At 49.3% G+C, this 13652-nt stretch carries 23 protein-coding genes; all 23 read left to right on the top strand.

Annotated features, from left to right (window positions below; all coding sequences use genetic code 11):
* Positions 1 to 136 precede the first annotated feature (136 nt).
* The 23 genes from rplM to rpmD all read left to right on the top strand — a co-directional run bounded on the left by rplM (position 137) and on the right by rpmD (position 13651).
* Positions 137 to 586 carry a 50S ribosomal protein L13 gene (gene rplM / locus HXT46_RS05785; RefSeq protein ID WP_004114349.1) on the top strand — a complete coding sequence of 150 codons (450 nt, stop codon included), beginning with the start codon at positions 137 to 139 and terminating at the stop codon, positions 584 to 586.
* Positions 587 to 606: 20 nt separating this feature from the next.
* A complete protein-coding gene (gene rpsI / locus HXT46_RS05780; protein ID WP_004114350.1) occupies positions 607 to 1095 on the top strand; it encodes a 30S ribosomal protein S9 in 489 nt (162 codons plus the stop codon).
* A gap of 372 nt (positions 1096 to 1467) precedes the next feature.
* A complete protein-coding gene (adhE, locus tag HXT46_RS05775) occupies positions 1468 to 4173 on the top strand; it encodes a bifunctional acetaldehyde-CoA/alcohol dehydrogenase (protein ID WP_004573722.1) in 2706 nt (901 codons plus the stop codon).
* Between the two features lie 364 nt (positions 4174 to 4537).
* Positions 4538 to 4846 carry a 30S ribosomal protein S10 gene (gene rpsJ, locus HXT46_RS05770; protein ID WP_003808013.1) on the top strand — a complete coding sequence of 103 codons (309 nt, stop codon included), beginning with the start codon at positions 4538 to 4540 and terminating at the stop codon, positions 4844 to 4846.
* Between the two features lie 15 nt (positions 4847 to 4861).
* Complete coding sequence (rplC, locus tag HXT46_RS05765) at positions 4862 to 5512, top strand: 50S ribosomal protein L3 (RefSeq protein WP_004116043.1); 651 nt, start codon at positions 4862 to 4864, stop codon at positions 5510 to 5512.
* A gap of 5 nt (positions 5513 to 5517) precedes the next feature.
* Positions 5518 to 6183 carry a 50S ribosomal protein L4 gene (gene rplD, locus HXT46_RS05760; RefSeq protein ID WP_004114353.1) on the top strand — a complete coding sequence of 222 codons (666 nt, stop codon included), beginning with the start codon at positions 5518 to 5520 and terminating at the stop codon, positions 6181 to 6183.
* Between the two features lie 5 nt (positions 6184 to 6188).
* Complete coding sequence (rplW, locus tag HXT46_RS05755; protein WP_004114354.1) at positions 6189 to 6485, top strand: 50S ribosomal protein L23; 297 nt, start codon at positions 6189 to 6191, stop codon at positions 6483 to 6485.
* 34 nt (positions 6486 to 6519) lie between these two features.
* Entirely contained in the window at positions 6520 to 7350 is an 831-nt protein-coding gene (rplB, locus tag HXT46_RS05750) for a 50S ribosomal protein L2 (RefSeq protein WP_004114355.1), read from the top strand.
* Positions 7351 to 7365: 15 nt separating this feature from the next.
* The gene (gene rpsS, locus HXT46_RS05745; protein WP_004114357.1) at positions 7366 to 7644 is read left to right on the top strand and encodes a 30S ribosomal protein S19; all 279 of its coding nucleotides are present in this window, start codon (positions 7366 to 7368) and stop codon (positions 7642 to 7644) included.
* A gap of 16 nt (positions 7645 to 7660) precedes the next feature.
* Complete coding sequence (gene rplV, locus HXT46_RS05740; protein ID WP_004114358.1) at positions 7661 to 8020, top strand: 50S ribosomal protein L22; 360 nt, start codon at positions 7661 to 7663, stop codon at positions 8018 to 8020.
* A 2-nt stretch (positions 8021 to 8022) separates the two neighbouring features.
* Positions 8023 to 8838, top strand: coding sequence for a 30S ribosomal protein S3 (rpsC, locus tag HXT46_RS05735; protein WP_004114360.1), 816 nt, complete (start codon positions 8023 to 8025; stop codon positions 8836 to 8838).
* A gap of 4 nt (positions 8839 to 8842) precedes the next feature.
* Entirely contained in the window at positions 8843 to 9262 is a 420-nt protein-coding gene (gene rplP, locus HXT46_RS05730) for a 50S ribosomal protein L16 (protein ID WP_004114362.1), read from the top strand.
* Positions 9262 to 9513, top strand: a complete 252-nt coding sequence (rpmC, locus tag HXT46_RS05725) for a 50S ribosomal protein L29 (protein ID WP_004105502.1) — start codon at positions 9262 to 9264, stop codon at positions 9511 to 9513. The genes rplP and rpmC overlap by 1 nt, the downstream gene beginning before the upstream one ends.
* 2 nt (positions 9514 to 9515) lie before the next feature.
* Positions 9516 to 9782, top strand: a complete 267-nt coding sequence (gene rpsQ / locus HXT46_RS05720) for a 30S ribosomal protein S17 (protein WP_004114365.1) — start codon at positions 9516 to 9518, stop codon at positions 9780 to 9782.
* A gap of 90 nt (positions 9783 to 9872) precedes the next feature.
* A complete protein-coding gene (gene rplN / locus HXT46_RS05715; RefSeq protein ID WP_004114366.1) occupies positions 9873 to 10241 on the top strand; it encodes a 50S ribosomal protein L14 in 369 nt (122 codons plus the stop codon).
* Between the two features lies 1 nt (position 10242).
* Positions 10243 to 10578, top strand: coding sequence for a 50S ribosomal protein L24 (gene rplX / locus HXT46_RS05710; protein WP_004114367.1), 336 nt, complete (start codon positions 10243 to 10245; stop codon positions 10576 to 10578).
* A complete protein-coding gene (gene rplE / locus HXT46_RS05705) occupies positions 10575 to 11147 on the top strand; it encodes a 50S ribosomal protein L5 (RefSeq protein ID WP_004114368.1) in 573 nt (190 codons plus the stop codon). The genes rplX and rplE overlap by 4 nt, the downstream gene beginning before the upstream one ends.
* A 1-nt stretch (position 11148) precedes the next feature.
* On the top strand, positions 11149 to 11334 hold the full coding sequence (locus HXT46_RS05700) for a type Z 30S ribosomal protein S14 (protein ID WP_004114370.1): 186 nt from the start codon (positions 11149 to 11151) through the stop codon (positions 11332 to 11334).
* 82 nt (positions 11335 to 11416) lie between these two features.
* Positions 11417 to 11815, top strand: coding sequence for a 30S ribosomal protein S8 (gene rpsH / locus HXT46_RS05695; protein WP_004114372.1), 399 nt, complete (start codon positions 11417 to 11419; stop codon positions 11813 to 11815).
* A 16-nt stretch (positions 11816 to 11831) separates the two neighbouring features.
* Positions 11832 to 12371, top strand: a complete 540-nt coding sequence (gene rplF, locus HXT46_RS05690) for a 50S ribosomal protein L6 (RefSeq protein WP_004114374.1) — start codon at positions 11832 to 11834, stop codon at positions 12369 to 12371.
* A 1-nt stretch (position 12372) separates the two neighbouring features.
* Entirely contained in the window at positions 12373 to 12744 is a 372-nt protein-coding gene (rplR, locus tag HXT46_RS05685) for a 50S ribosomal protein L18 (protein WP_004114376.1), read from the top strand.
* On the top strand, positions 12741 to 13469 hold the full coding sequence (gene rpsE / locus HXT46_RS05680; RefSeq protein ID WP_004114377.1) for a 30S ribosomal protein S5: 729 nt from the start codon (positions 12741 to 12743) through the stop codon (positions 13467 to 13469). The genes rplR and rpsE overlap by 4 nt, the downstream gene beginning before the upstream one ends.
* A complete protein-coding gene (gene rpmD, locus HXT46_RS05675; protein WP_004114379.1) occupies positions 13469 to 13651 on the top strand; it encodes a 50S ribosomal protein L30 in 183 nt (60 codons plus the stop codon). Before rpsE ends, rpmD begins: the two co-directional genes overlap by 1 nt.
* Position 13652 lies beyond the last annotated feature (1 nt).

Below are 13652 nucleotides of genomic sequence, written 5' to 3'. Positions count from 1 at the left end.
TCCCTAAGGGGTCCTTCAAAGCGCTTTTCCCACTCGCCATCGAGGACTTTCAGGGAGCCCACGGATTATGAGCAGCATATCTCCTATAAACCAAGAAGATATAAAGCTCGAAACACAATAGAGAAAAGGTACGATTGTGAAGACTTTCACACCGAAACCAGCAGATTTAACTCATGACTGGTATATTATCGACGCCACTGATGTGGTGCTTGGTCGTTTGGCTTCCCAGGTAGCTATTTTGCTGCGTGGCAAGAATAAGCCAACATTTGCTCCTCATGCTGATTCTGGCAATCACGTCATTATCATTAATGCAGATAAGATTGCTTTAACTGGCAATAAGTTGAGCAAGGAATTGTATTCTCACTCTGGTCGTCCAGGTGGACTTCGTCGCGATAGCTATGCTGAGCTTTTGGAGAAGAATCCAAAGCGCATCATCGTTTCCGCTGTGAGGGGAATGCTTCCAAAGAATCGTCTTGCTAAGGTTCAGCTTGATCGCCTTCGTGTGTTCACTGGTGCTGAGCATCCTCATATTTCGCAAAAACCACAGGTCTTCGAGATCTCTCAGGTCTCTCAGCAGGCTAAGTGAATCGTAAGGAGAATATGATTATGGTAGATAACAACAACTCCGCGGTTCTTGAGAATGAAGAAGAACTGACTAGCTATACAACTGAGACAAACGCTGGCGCAGGCACTGGTACTTCTGCCGTTGCTCCAGGCTATGGCACTGGTCGTCGTAAGGAAGCCGTTGCTCGCGTTCGTTTGATTCCAGGCACTGGCAAGTGGACTATTAATGGTCGCGCTCTTGAGGAATACTTCCCATCTCGCTTATTGCAGCGTGAAGTTAATTCCCCATTTGTGCTTTTGAAGCTTGAAGGTAAGTTCGACGTTGTCGTCTTGGTAGATGGTGGCGGTACCACTGGTCAGGCAGGTGCAATCCGTTTGGGTGTTGCTCGTGCTTTGAATGCTATTGACCGTGATGCAAACCGTGCTTCCTTGAAGAAGGCTGGCTTCTTGACTCGCGACGCTCGCGTTGTGGAGCGCAAGAAGGCTGGTTTGCACAAGGCACGTCGTGCACCTCAGTTCTCAAAGCGTTAAGCTGCGAAGAATTTATATTTTCAATGGCTTCTGGCTTTTGCTGGAAGCCATTTTTGTATCTCATGTGGTTGAATGTTCTAAATGTTATTAATCGTTTATAAGTAATCATTAAATCTAACATTCTAGAAAATTTAGAGGATAATCGCACATAAATAGTCACAAATAATAACAAATAACGAACATTAGAGGATAAACCTCGCTCATAAATAGCGCAACTCGCTGCAAATCCAAAATAGTACAGTAAATCAAGTAGATTGTGAACTGTATCACATTGTTAGACATTTAAGATGTGTTTATAAAGAAGATTCTTCATGTAAATGTCTGCATATGAAATGTAAATATAAAAATATATGAATGATCGAGGAGGACCAAATGGCGCAGGCGCAAGAAAAGGCGCAAGAAACAGTGCTTGATGAAAAAGAGCAAGCCGCATTAGCAGCCAAACGAGAAGTAGATGAATTAGCTAAAAAAGCAAAGGTTGCTTTAGAAGAGTTTGAAAAATTAAATCAGGAGCAAGTAGACAGAATAGTAGCAAAAGCGTCTATTGCAGCGTTAAACAAGCATTTAGTCTTAGCAAAAATGGCTGTTGAAGAAACAGGCAGAGGATTAGTTGAAGATAAAGCCACAAAAAACATTTTTGCATGCGAACACATTACCCATTATCTTGCAGGCCAGCGCACAGTAGGCATTATTCGCGAAGATGATGTTCTTGGAATCGATGAAATCGCTGAGCCAGTTGGCATAGTAGCAGGCGTGACTCCAGTCACAAACCCAACATCTACAGCCATTTTTAAATCGCTAATTGCTCTTAAAACTCGTTGCCCAATTATTTTTGGCTTCCATCCATTCGCTCAAAAATGCTCCGCAGAAGCGGCAAGAGTTGTGCGCGATGCAGCGATAGAAGCAGGCGCGCCTGAAAATTGCATTCAGTGGATTGAACATCCATCAATCGAAGCTACGGGAGCTTTAATGAAGCACCCAGATGTTGCAACAATTCTTGCAACAGGCGGTCCTGGAATGGTTAAGGCTGCTTATTCTTCGGGCAAGCCAGCACTTGGCGTTGGTGCAGGAAACGCTCCAGCATATGTTGATGCGGATGTAGATGTTGTGCGCGCTGCAAACGATTTGGTGCTTTCAAAGCATTTTGATTACGGTATGATTTGCGCAACAGAGCAGGCGATTATTGCGCATAAAGACGTGTATGAGCCATTGTTAAAGGAATTGAAGCGCAGAAAAGCATATTTCGTTAATGCTGATGAAAAAGCGAAACTTGAACAGTATATGTTTGGTTGCACTTCGTATTCAGGTCAAACTCCTAAGCTTAATTCAGTTGTTCCAGGAAAATCTCCTCAATATATTGCGCATGAAGCTGGGTTTGAGATTCCAGAAGATGCTGTGATTTTGATTGCAGAATGTAAAGAAGTTGGCGAGATGGAGCCTCTAACAATGGAAAAGTTGGCTCCTGTTCATGCTTTGCTTCGCGCTGAAAATAAGGAACAAGGCTTTGAAATGTGCGAGAAGATGCTTGTTCACGGAGCTGGTCACACTGCTGTGATTCACACTAATAATCAGCAGCTTGCTCGCGAATATGGCAGCCGCATGCACGCTTGCCGAATCATTTGGAACTCCCCAGGATCTTTGGGTGGTGTTGGTGACATCTACAACGCAATCGCACCTTCTCTCACTTTGGGCTGTGGTTCTTATGGTGGAAACTCTGTTTCTGGAAACGTTCAAGCAGTAAATCTTATTAATATAAAGCGCATAGCGCGAAGGAATAACAATATGCAATGGTTCAAGATTCCGGCCAAAACGTATTTTGAGCCGAATGCTGTTCGCTATTTGCGAGACATGTATGGCATTGAGCGCGCAGTTATTGTGTGCGATAAAGTTATGGAGCAGCTTGGCATTATAGACAAGGTAATTGATCAGCTTCGCGCTAGAGACAATCGCGTAACGTTTAGGATTATTGACTACGTTGAGCCAGAGCCAAGCGTTGAAACTGTTGAGCGCGGCGCGGAAATGATGCGCGAAGAGTTCCAACCAGATACGATTATTGCTGTTGGCGGCGGATCTCCTATGGATGCTGCAAAAATTATGTGGCTTCTTTACGAGCATCCAGAAATTTCCTTCGCTGATTTGCGCGAAAAGTTCTTCGATATTAGAAAGCGCGCATTTAAGATTCCGCCTCTTGGTAAAAAGGCTTGCTTGATTTGTGTACCAACGTCTTCTGGAACAGGATCGGAAGTTACTCCGTTTGCAGTTATTACAGATCATAAGACTGGCTACAAGTACCCGATTACTGACTACGCAATTACGCCTTCAGTGGCAATCGTGGATCCAGTTTTGGCACGCACACAGCCTCGTCGCTTGGCTTGCGATTCTGGTTTTGACGCTTTGACGCACTCTATGGAAGCTTTTGCTTCTGTTTATGCTAACGACTTTACGGACGCAATGGCATTGCATGCAGCAAAGTTGATTTGGGATAATCTTAACGATTCTGTGAATTCCAATAATTCCGAACGCAAGATTCAAGCTCAAGAAAAAATGCATAATGCGGCTACTATGGCTGGAATGGCGTTTGGTTCGGCGTTCCTTGGTATGTGCCACGCAATGGCGCATACAATCGGAGCTTTGTGCCATGTTGCGCACGGCCACACGAATGCAATTTTGCTGCCTTATGTGATTCGCTACAATGGTCAAATTCCACAAGAGCCTACAAGCTGGCCAAAGTACAATCGCTACATCGCTCCGGAGCGATACCAGCAGATTGCAAAGAATCTTGGCATAGATCCTGGTAAAACTCCTCAAGAGGGCGTTGAGAATTTGGCGCGCGCTGTTGAAAATTATCGAGATAATCTTCTTAGTATGGATGCTTCGTTTAAGGCATGCGGTGTGGATGAAGAATACTATTGGTCTTTGTTGGATCAGATTGGCATGCGTGCTTACGAAGATCAGTGCGCTCCTGCAAATCCTCGTATTCCTCAAATCGAAGATATGAAAGATATTGCGATTGCAGCGTATTATGGTGTTTCCCAAGAAGAAGGACATCGTATGCGTTTGGAGCGCGAATCTAAGTGATTATTGAATAATTATTTAAGTGATTTTCGAATGATTATTTAGATGATTATTGAATAATTATTGTATATTTAGTTGCAAATGGCAGAGGCTGCACTAGCTGTAGTTTCTGCCATTTTTCGTTGGAAAATAGCCGACACGCCCGATTTTTGTTAATCCAAGGTTGATGGTTTAATTACTTAGTTGCCTGTTTTTAAGGCTCGCATATTGTAATTCAAAAAAGCGAGCGCAGAAACAGAAATCGCAATTTTTGTTGATTTTTGTAGGCTGCGCACTGATGTGGAATGACCTTTAGTGTCTATTCTCCCGGTGCCCTTTAATACAGGTTGGTAAACAGTAAACGAATCGCTAGAAAGGGCGGACGGCAATGGCGGGACAGAAAATCCGCATCAGGCTTAAGTCCTATGACCATGAGGTCATCGACCAATCGGCGAAGAAAATCGTCGAGACGGTGACGAACGCGGGCGCCACAGTAGTGGGTCCGGTTCCTCTGCCGACCGAGAAGAACGTGTTTGTTGTTATCCGTTCTCCTCACAAATATAAGGATTCTCGCGAGCATTTCGAGATGCGCACTCATAAGCGCCTCATTGACATCGTTGATCCAACGCCAAAGGCTGTGGATTCTTTGATGCACATTGACCTGCCTGCGGATGTAAATATCGAGATTAAGCTGTAGGAAGGGGGGTAAATAATGTCGCAAAATAAGAATCGCACTGCTTTGCTCGGCCGTAAGCTGGGCATGAGCCAGGTTTGGGATGAAAACGGCCTTTTTGTCCCCGTAACTCTGGTTGAGGTTGCTACTAACGTAGTTACCGCTGTTAAGACCGAAGAAACTGACGGTTATTGCGCCGTACAGCTCGGTTATGGCCAGATTGATCCTACCAAGGTTACCAAGCCATTGGCTGGTCACTTTGCAAAGGCTGGCGTGACTCCTCGTCGTCACCTCGCTGAGGTGCGCACTGAAAATGCAGCAGATTACAAGCCAGGTCAAGAATTGACCGCTGAAGTATTTGCTGAAGGTGCCGAAGTCGACGTAACGGGTACTACAAAGGGTAAAGGCTTTGCTGGCACAATCAAGCGTTGGGGCTTCAAGTCTTACCGTCGTACTCACGGCTCGCACAAGAATGAACGTCGTCCAGGTTCTGTGGGCGCATGTGCAACTCCAAGCCGCATTTTGAAGGGCAAGCGTATGGCTGGTCGCATGGGTCATGTGACTTCTACTGCGCTCAACCTCACAATCGTTTCTTCGGATGTTGAGAACGGTATTTTAGCTATTAAGGGTGCTATTCCAGGACCTAAAGGTGCTATCGTTCTCGTCCGTTCGGCAGTGAAGGGAGCCTGATTTAAATGGCAAACGTAACTCTGAACGTAACTGACACCAAGGGCAATGCAAACGGAACTGTTGAAGCTCCTGCTGAGATTTTCGGCATCTCCAACGAAGACGTTTTGGCTCACGGTCCATTGGTTCATCAGGTCGTTATTGCTCAGCTTGCTGCTGCTCGACAGGGTACTCACGCGGTTAAGAATCGCGCTAATGTATCTGGCGGCGGTAAGAAGCCATGGAAGCAGAAGGGCACCGGACGTGCTCGTCAAGGCTCCATTCGTGCTCCACAGTGGGTGCATGGTGGCGTTGTACATGGTCCAGTTCCTCGCAAGTATGATCAGCGTACTCCAAAGAAGATGAAGGCAGCTGCTCTTCGTTATGCTCTTTCGGATCGTGCAAATGCTGGTCGCATTGCAGTTGTGGACTTTGGTATTAAGGATGTTCCATCCACCAAAGCAGCAGTTGCAGCACTTACACCAGTAACTAAGGATCAGTTCACCACTGTTGTTCTTTCTCGTGAAAACATCAATGAGTGGATGTCTGTTCGTAACATTCCAACGGTGCATGTGATCTTCGCTGATCAGCTCAACACCTACGATGTCATCACCGCTCAGTACGTAGTCTTCTCCAAGGAAGGTTTCGAAGCCTTCGTTGCAGCTAAGACCGAGCCTGAAGTTAAGGAGGCCTGATTTAAATGGTCGCAGTCCATAACCCAGCACATGACATCATTTTAAAGCCAGTTGTTTCTGAAAAAAGCTATGCAGCTTCCGATCGTGGTCAGTACACCTTCGTGGTAGCTCCAAATGCTAACAAGGTTCAGATCAAGCAGGCTATCGAAGAAATCTTCAAAGTCAAGGTAACGAATGTTAACACCTTGAATCGCGCTGGCAAGCTTAAGCGCTCTCGCACCGGCTTCGGTCGTCGTGTGAATCAGAAGCGTGCTATTGTCACCGTGGCACAGGGCCAGACAATCGATATCTTTGGTAACTGAAGGCTAGCCGAGAAAAGTAAAGGAATACTACATTATGGCTATCCGCGTTTATAAGCCTACGACTGCAGGACGTCGTAACGCATCCGTTTCGGACTTCTCCGAGATTACGCGTTCCACTCCTGAAAAGTCGTTGGTACGCAAACTCAGCAAAACTGGCGGTCGTAACTCTTACGGTCGCATGACTTCCCGCCATCGCGGCGGCGGACATAAGCGTCAGTATCGTCTCATCGATTTTAAGCGTTGGGACAAGGATGGCGTGCCAGCAAAGGTTGCTCATATTGAGTATGACCCTAATCGTTCCGCTCGCATCGCATTGTTGCATTATGCAGATGGTGAGAAGCGCTACATTATCGCTCCTGAAGGCATTTCCCAGGGAGATGTTATTGAGACTGGCGCCCAGGCTGATATTAAGCCAGGCAACAACTTGCCTCTTAAGAACATCCCAACTGGTACCGTGGTGCACGCAATCGAGCTTCGTCCACTTGGTGGCGCAAAGATTGCACGCTCCGCAGGTGCTGCCGTTCAGCTCGTAGCTAAGGATGGCGCTTACGCTCAGTTGCGTATGCCATCCGGCGAAATTCGTAACGTGGACGCTCGTTGCCGCGCTACAATCGGCGAGGTTGGCAACTCTGACCACGCTAATATCGAGCTTGGTAAGGCAGGTCGTGCTCGTTGGCTTGGTCGCAGGCCAATCACCCGAGGCGAATCTATGAACCCTGTTGATCACCCTCATGGTGGTCGTACCCGTGGTGGTAAACCACCTGTTTCTCCATGGGGCAAGGGCGAGGTTCGTACCCGCCGTCCGAAGAAGGCTTCGAACAAGATGATTGTTCGTCGTCGTCCGAATGGTAAGAACCGCAAGTAAGGGAGTGTCGAACAGATGACTCGTAGCATCAAGAAGGGCCCTTTCGTCGACGCCCACTTACAGAAGAAAGTCGACGAACAAAACGACAAGGGCACGCATAACGTCATCAAGACGTGGTCGCGTCGTTCGATGATCACTCCTGATTTCATTGGACACACCTTTGCCGTACACGATGGCCGCAAGCATGTGCCGGTATTCGTTACCGAAGCAATGGTTGGTCATAAGCTCGGTGAATTCGCCCCAACCAAGACCTTCAAGGGTCATGTGAAGGACGACAAGAAAGCACGCCGCTAAAGGAGAGTTAGGACACATGGAAGCTAAAGCAATCGCTCGTCACGTACGTGTGACGCCGCGCAAGGCTCGCCGCATGGTCGACCTCATCCGAGGCAAGCGTGCAAGCGAAGCTATTACCATTTTGAAGTTTGCTCCTCAGGACGCATCTTTACCAGTGCGTAAGGTTCTTGAAAGCGCGATCGCTAACGCTCGCGTTAAGGCTGAAAAGGCTGGAGAACCATTCCGTGAGCAAGACTTGGTCATCAAGGAAACCTATGTGGATGAGGGTGTAACGCTTAAGCGTTTCCGCGCTCGTGCACAAGGTCGCGCTGCGCGCATTAACAAGCGCACAAGCCATATCACTGTTATCGTCTCGCTTAAGGAAGGGGATCGCTAAAGATGGGTCAGAAGATCAATCCTTTCGGCTATCGCCTGGGCATTACCGAGAATCATCGCTCTAGGTGGTTCTCTGATTCTACTAAAGCCGGCGAGCGTTACCGTGACTTCGTCCTTGAGGATGACAAGATTCGCAAGGAAATGAGCCATGACCTCGAACGTGCAGGCGTGTCCCGCATCGTTATCGAGCGTACTCGTGACCGCGTTCGTGTTGATATTCACACCGCTCGTCCAGGTATTATTATCGGTCGTCGTGGCGCAGAAGCCGAGCGTGTTCGTGCAAAGCTTGAGAAGCTCACTGGTAAGCAAGTACAGCTCAACATTTTCGAAGTGAAGAATGCTGCACTTGACGCTCAATTGGTTGCTCAGGGAATTGCGGAACAGTTAACCAATCGCGTTACATTCCGTCGCGCTATGCGTAAAGCACAGCAGGATGCAATGCGCGCAGGTGCAAAGGGTATCCGTATTAAGCTCTCTGGTCGTCTTGGTGGCGCCGAAATGAGCCGTTCTGAGTTCTATCGTGAGGGTCGCGTTCCACTGCAGACCCTGCGTGCCCTTATTGATTACGGCTTCTTTGAAGCTAAGACTACCTACGGCCGTATCGGCGTAAAGGTATGGATTTATAAGGGTGATATGACCGAGCGTGAGTTCGAAGAGCAGCAGGCCCAGCAGGGTAAGCGTGAAGGTCGCCGTGGCGATCGTCGTCCACGTCGTGGCGCACGCTCTGCCAACCAGCAGAAGGCTGCCGAAGCACAGGCTGAGAAGCCAGCTGAAGCTGCAGCTGCTGAAGCTCCTGCCGCAACGGAAACGAAGGAGTGAGCAGATGCTTATCCCAAAAAGGACTAAATATCGCAAGCAGCACCGTCCTACCCGTAGCGGCATGTCTAAGGGTGGAACCGCTATCGCTTTCGGCGATTTCGGTATTCAGGCGCTGGCTCCGGCGTACATCACTAACCGTCAGATCGAGGCAGCCCGTATCGCAATGACCCGCTATATTAAGCGTGGTGGTCGCGTGTGGATTACGGTTTTCCCTGATCGTCCATTAACCAAGCACCCGCTTGGTGCACGAATGGGTTCCGGTAAAGGCGCTCCAGAATTCTGGATTGCTAACATCCATCCAGGTCGTGTAATGTTCGAGATCGGTGGTGTTTCTGAGGACGTCGCTCGCGAGGCTTTGCGCCGCGCTATCGACAAGCTCCCAATGAAATGCCGTGTTATTGCGCGTGAAGGCGGTGACATCTGATGCCAGTCGGAACTGCAGACTACACCATCAAGAATTTAAACGAGAAGACTAATGCTGAAATCGAAGGCTTCTTAAAGAAGTCCAAGGAAGAGCTTTTTAACTTGCGCTTCCAGGCAGCAACTGGTCAACTCGAAAACAGCGCTCGCCTCAAGGCGGTCAAGCACGACATAGCCAGGATGTATACTATCCTGCGTGAGCGTGAACTCGGCATCAGCCAAGAGCCTGGCGCCACTGAGGTCAAGGAGAAGTAAGCATGGCTGAGAACCAAGAGCGCAACTTCCGCAAGGTTCGTCGCGGCTACGTCGTGTCCGAGGCCATGGACAAGACAATTGCCGTGGAGCTGGAGCAGCGTTCGACACACCCACTTTACGGTAAAGTCGTCCGCTCCACACGCAAGGTCAAGGCACATGATGAACACAATGAGGCGCATATTGGCGATCTCGTGAGTATCATGGAAACTCGGCCTTTGAGCAAGACCAAGCGTTGGCGTCTCGACTCGATTATCGAGCGCGCCAAGTAAACAAGTTCAGCAAGGCTCCGCGCTTCACCTGTGCCTGTTGTCTAGTAGGTACGGGTGAGCGGGGAGAACCAGCTCGACTAAGGAGAATCAATGATTCAGCAGGAAACGCGGCTTCATGTCGCCGACAACACGGGTGCTAAGGAATTGCTTGCCATCCGCGTGCTCGGTGGATCGAAGCGACGCTATGCCGGCATCGGCGACATCATCGTCGCCTCCGTTAAGGATGCTATTCCTGGCGGGTCGGTCAAGAAAGGCGACGTAGTTAAAGCTGTCGTCGTCCGTACGGTCAAGGAACATCGTCGTGTTGATGGTTCCTATATTAAGTTCGACGAGAACGCCGCTGTTATTCTCGGCTCCGGCCGTGAACCAAAGGGCACTCGTATCTTTGGACCAGTCGGTCGTGAATTGCGCGATAAGCGCTTCATGAAGATTGTGTCCCTCGCCCCGGAGGTGATCTGAGATGGTAGCCAAGATTAAGTCCGGCGACCAGGTAAAGGTTATCCGCGGCAAGGATCGCGGTAAGGAAGGCAAAGTACTTCGTGTACTCGCCGAAGACCGTTTGATCGTCGAGGGTGTTCAGGTTGTTAAGAAGCATGTGCGTGCTACCCAGCAGGGTCAGCAGGCAGGCATCGTCTCTGTTGAGGCTCCAATTCACCGTTCTAACGTTATGGTGATTGACCCAGAGACCAAGCAACCAACCCGCGTGGGCGTGATTGTTAAGCAAGAAGCTCGCGACGGCAAAGTAAAGACCGTGCGCGTGCGTGTAGCTAAGAAGTCCGGAAAGGAGCTGGCATGACCGATACTACAGTTGAGGCGCCGGCAACTCCGCGCTTAAAGCAGCAATACAATGATCAAATCGTTCCAGCTTTGGAAAAGGAATTTGGCCACACTAATCCTATGCAGGTGGCTCGTTTGCAGAAGGTCGTCGTCTCTATGGGCGTTGGCGCTGCAGCTCGCGATTCCAAGCTTATCGAAGGTGCGATTAAGGATCTCACTTTGATCACTGGTCAGAAGCCAAAGGTTACTAAAGCTAAGAAATCTGTTGCGCAGTTCCATTTGCGCGAAGGTCAGGCTATTGGCGCTTACGTAACTCTTCGTGGTGATCGTATGTGGGAATTCTTGGATCGTTTGCTCACTCTGGCTTTGCCACGTATCCGCGATTTCCGTGGTATTAATGGCAACCAGTTCGACGGTCAGGGTAACTATAACTTTGGTCTTACGGAGCAGTCAATGTTCCACGAGATTGATCCTGATTCGATTGATCATCAGCGTGGTATGGACATCACCGTGGTGACCACCACCAAGGACGATGTGGAAGCGAAGTCGCTACTTAAGCACCTCGGTTTCCCATTCAAGGAGAACTGATATGGCAAAAACCGCTCTGAAAAACAAGGCGGCCGCTAAGCCGAAGTTCAAGGTGCGCGCTTATACGCGTTGCCAGGTTTGTGGTCGTCCTCACTCCGTGTATCGCAAGTTCGGTCTGTGCCGTGTATGCCTTCGTGAAAAGGCACATCGCGGTGAGTTGCCGGGTGTTACGAAGTCCAGTTGGTAAATATCGACGCTGAAGGTCCACTGCTTTAAGAATAACTAAAACAGGCGGTGGAAACCACGGCGAGAAAGGGCGTTAGCCCAACATGACAATGACAGATCCTATCGCAGACATGTTGACACGTCTGCGTAATGCGAGCGCGGCAAAGCACGATACCGTGGAAATGCCGTACTCCAAGTTCAAGGCGAATATCGCCGAGATTCTGAAGCGTGAAGGCTATATTAAAGACTTTGCTGCTAAGGAAGCCAAGGTTGGACAGACTTTGGAAGTCACATTAAAGTATGGCTCCAATGGTCAGCGTTCCATCCAGGGCATCAAGCGCATTTCTAAGCCAGGCTTGCGTCGTTACGCAAAGTCTGATTCTTTGCCTATGCCTCTTGGTGGTCTCGGTATCGCTATTATCTCGACCAGCTCGGGATTGTTGACTCAGAAGGAATGCCTCGACAGAGGCATTGGCGGCGAAATCGTCGCCTACGTATGGTGAGAAAGGAGAGCTGAAAATGGCATCGCATATTGGTAAGCTCCCCGTCGACATTCCTGCAGGCGTGGAAGTAAAGATTGAAGGTCAGTCCTTTAGTGCTAAGGGCGCTAAGGGTTCTGATTCCTATGTAATTCCAGAAGGTATTACCGCTGAAGTTGCTGATGGCAAGATCGTTTTAACCCCAGCTGATGATTTGCGTCCAACTCGTGCAAAGCACGGTTTGGCTCGTGCAATCGTAGCGTCCATGGTTAAGGGTGTGCATGAAGGCTACACCAAGACTTTGGACATTGTTGGAACTGGTTATCGTGCTGTGATGAAGGGTAAGGGCATTGAGTTCTCACTCGGATATTCTCACACTATTACCGTTCAGCCACCTGAGGGTATTGAGTTTGAATTGCCAAACGCAAATCAGGTAATCGTCAAGGGTACTGACAAGCAGGCCGTTGGTCAGGCTGCCGCTAACATTCGCAAGCTGCGTGCTCCAGAACCTTATAAGGGTAAGGGCATTAAGTACAGCGATGAGCGTATTTTGCGCAAGGCTGGAAAGGCTGGTAAGTGATATGAGCGTTAAGATTTTCGGTAAGGGTACCAAAGTCGCGCGTTTGCGTCGTCACGCCCGTCTTCGTAAGCGCATTTCTGGCACTCCAGAGCGCCCACGTTTGGTAGTTTCTCGTTCTAACCGTCACATGGTTGCTCAGATTGTGGATGACACTAAGGGTCTTACCCTTGTAAGCGCTTCCACCTTGACTTCTGACTTCGCTGGTTTTACTGGTACGAAGACTGAAGCTGCTACCAAGGTTGGCGAGTTAATCGCTGCCAAGGCGAAGGAAGCGGGTATTACCGCTGTAATCTTCGATCGTGGCGGTAATAAGTATCATGGTCGCGTCGCAGCAGTAGCTGAAGGCGCCCGTCAGGGAGGTCTAGCACTGTGAGCGATAACGAAAAGGAAACCCAAGTGGCTGAAGAAACTCAGAACACTCAGGCATCCGCCGAGGAGCGTACTGACGATCGCCGTTCCCGTCGCTCTAAGGGCGAAGGTAAGCGCGGAGAGCGTCGTAACCGTCGTGAAGAAAACCGCGGCGAAGAGCTTCTGGATCGCGTAGTTACTATTAACCGTGTTTCCAAGACTCACAAGGGTGGTCGTACCTTTAGCTTTGCAGCACTTGTTGTTGTTGGCGACGGTAAGGGCACTGTTGGTGTTGGCTACGGTAAGTCTCGCGAAGTTCCAGCAGCTATCGCTAAGGGTCAGCTTGATGCTAAGAAGCATATGTTCACTGTTCCACGTATTCGTGGTACCGTAACCCACCCTGTGTTGGGTCACGATGCTGCTGGCACAGTTTTGCTTCGTCCAGCTGCTCCAGGTACTGGTGTAATTGCTGGTGGCGCTGTGCGTGCTGTTATGGAGTGCGCTGGCATTACCGATATCCTCACCAAGTCCATGGGCTCTGCAACCGCTGTTAACGTGGTTCGCGCTACTGTGGATGCTTTGAAGAAGCTTGAAGAGCCAGAGGAGATTTGCGCTCGTCGTGGACTTTCCCTCGAGGAAGTTGCACCAGACGCATTGCTTCGTGAGCGCGCTGCAGGCATTGCCGAAGCTCGCAAGGCTCGTGAAGAAGCTCAGGCTGCTAAGGCTGCCCAAGCAAAGGATGGTGAGTGATGGCTAACTTGAAGATCACTCTGGTGCACGGTTTGGTTCATTCCACCGAGCGTCAGCGCGCGAACGTTCAAACTCTCGGTCTTCACAAGATTGGCCAGAGCGTTGTTCGCGAGGACAATCCAGTCAATCGTGGCTTGGTTATGGCCGTTCGCCACTTGCTGAGCGTTGAGGAGGTTGACTGAT

This window comes from Gardnerella sp. DNF01204 (assembly GCF_049244145.1).
Lineage (GTDB): Bacteria > Actinomycetota > Actinomycetes > Actinomycetales > Bifidobacteriaceae > Bifidobacterium > Bifidobacterium vaginale.
This window is presented reverse-complemented; position numbering and strand designations above follow the sequence as displayed.

Bases quoted from the DNA above. Each gene is read 5' to 3' on its own strand.
- HXT46_RS05700 (WP_004114370.1), top strand. From the start codon at position 11,149: ATGGCAAAAACCGCTCTGAAAAACAAGGCGGCCGCTAAGCCGAAGTTC.
- rplN (WP_004114366.1), top strand. From the start codon at position 9,873: ATGATTCAGCAGGAAACGCGGCTTCATGTCGCCGACAACACGGGTGCT.
- rpsI (WP_004114350.1), top strand. From the start codon at position 607: ATGGTAGATAACAACAACTCCGCGGTTCTTGAGAATGAAGAAGAACTG.
- rpsH (WP_004114372.1), top strand. From the start codon at position 11,417: ATGACAATGACAGATCCTATCGCAGACATGTTGACACGTCTGCGTAAT.
- rplX (WP_004114367.1), top strand. From the start codon at position 10,243: ATGGTAGCCAAGATTAAGTCCGGCGACCAGGTAAAGGTTATCCGCGGC.
- rplW (WP_004114354.1), top strand. From the start codon at position 6,189: ATGGTCGCAGTCCATAACCCAGCACATGACATCATTTTAAAGCCAGTT.
- rplF (WP_004114374.1), top strand. From the start codon at position 11,832: ATGGCATCGCATATTGGTAAGCTCCCCGTCGACATTCCTGCAGGCGTG.
- rpsS (WP_004114357.1), top strand. From the start codon at position 7,366: ATGACTCGTAGCATCAAGAAGGGCCCTTTCGTCGACGCCCACTTACAG.
- rpsC (WP_004114360.1), top strand. From the start codon at position 8,023: ATGGGTCAGAAGATCAATCCTTTCGGCTATCGCCTGGGCATTACCGAG.
- rplC (WP_004116043.1), top strand. From the start codon at position 4,862: ATGTCGCAAAATAAGAATCGCACTGCTTTGCTCGGCCGTAAGCTGGGC.
- rplR (WP_004114376.1), top strand. From the start codon at position 12,373: ATGAGCGTTAAGATTTTCGGTAAGGGTACCAAAGTCGCGCGTTTGCGT.
- rplV (WP_004114358.1), top strand. From the start codon at position 7,661: ATGGAAGCTAAAGCAATCGCTCGTCACGTACGTGTGACGCCGCGCAAG.
- rpmD (WP_004114379.1), top strand. From the start codon at position 13,469: ATGGCTAACTTGAAGATCACTCTGGTGCACGGTTTGGTTCATTCCACC.
- rpmC (WP_004105502.1), top strand. From the start codon at position 9,262: ATGCCAGTCGGAACTGCAGACTACACCATCAAGAATTTAAACGAGAAG.
- rpsQ (WP_004114365.1), top strand. From the start codon at position 9,516: ATGGCTGAGAACCAAGAGCGCAACTTCCGCAAGGTTCGTCGCGGCTAC.
- rpsJ (WP_003808013.1), top strand. From the start codon at position 4,538: ATGGCGGGACAGAAAATCCGCATCAGGCTTAAGTCCTATGACCATGAG.
- rplB (WP_004114355.1), top strand. From the start codon at position 6,520: ATGGCTATCCGCGTTTATAAGCCTACGACTGCAGGACGTCGTAACGCA.
- rplP (WP_004114362.1), top strand. From the start codon at position 8,843: ATGCTTATCCCAAAAAGGACTAAATATCGCAAGCAGCACCGTCCTACC.
- adhE (WP_004573722.1), top strand. From the start codon at position 1,468: ATGGCGCAGGCGCAAGAAAAGGCGCAAGAAACAGTGCTTGATGAAAAA.
- rplD (WP_004114353.1), top strand. From the start codon at position 5,518: ATGGCAAACGTAACTCTGAACGTAACTGACACCAAGGGCAATGCAAAC.
- rplE (WP_004114368.1), top strand. From the start codon at position 10,575: ATGACCGATACTACAGTTGAGGCGCCGGCAACTCCGCGCTTAAAGCAG.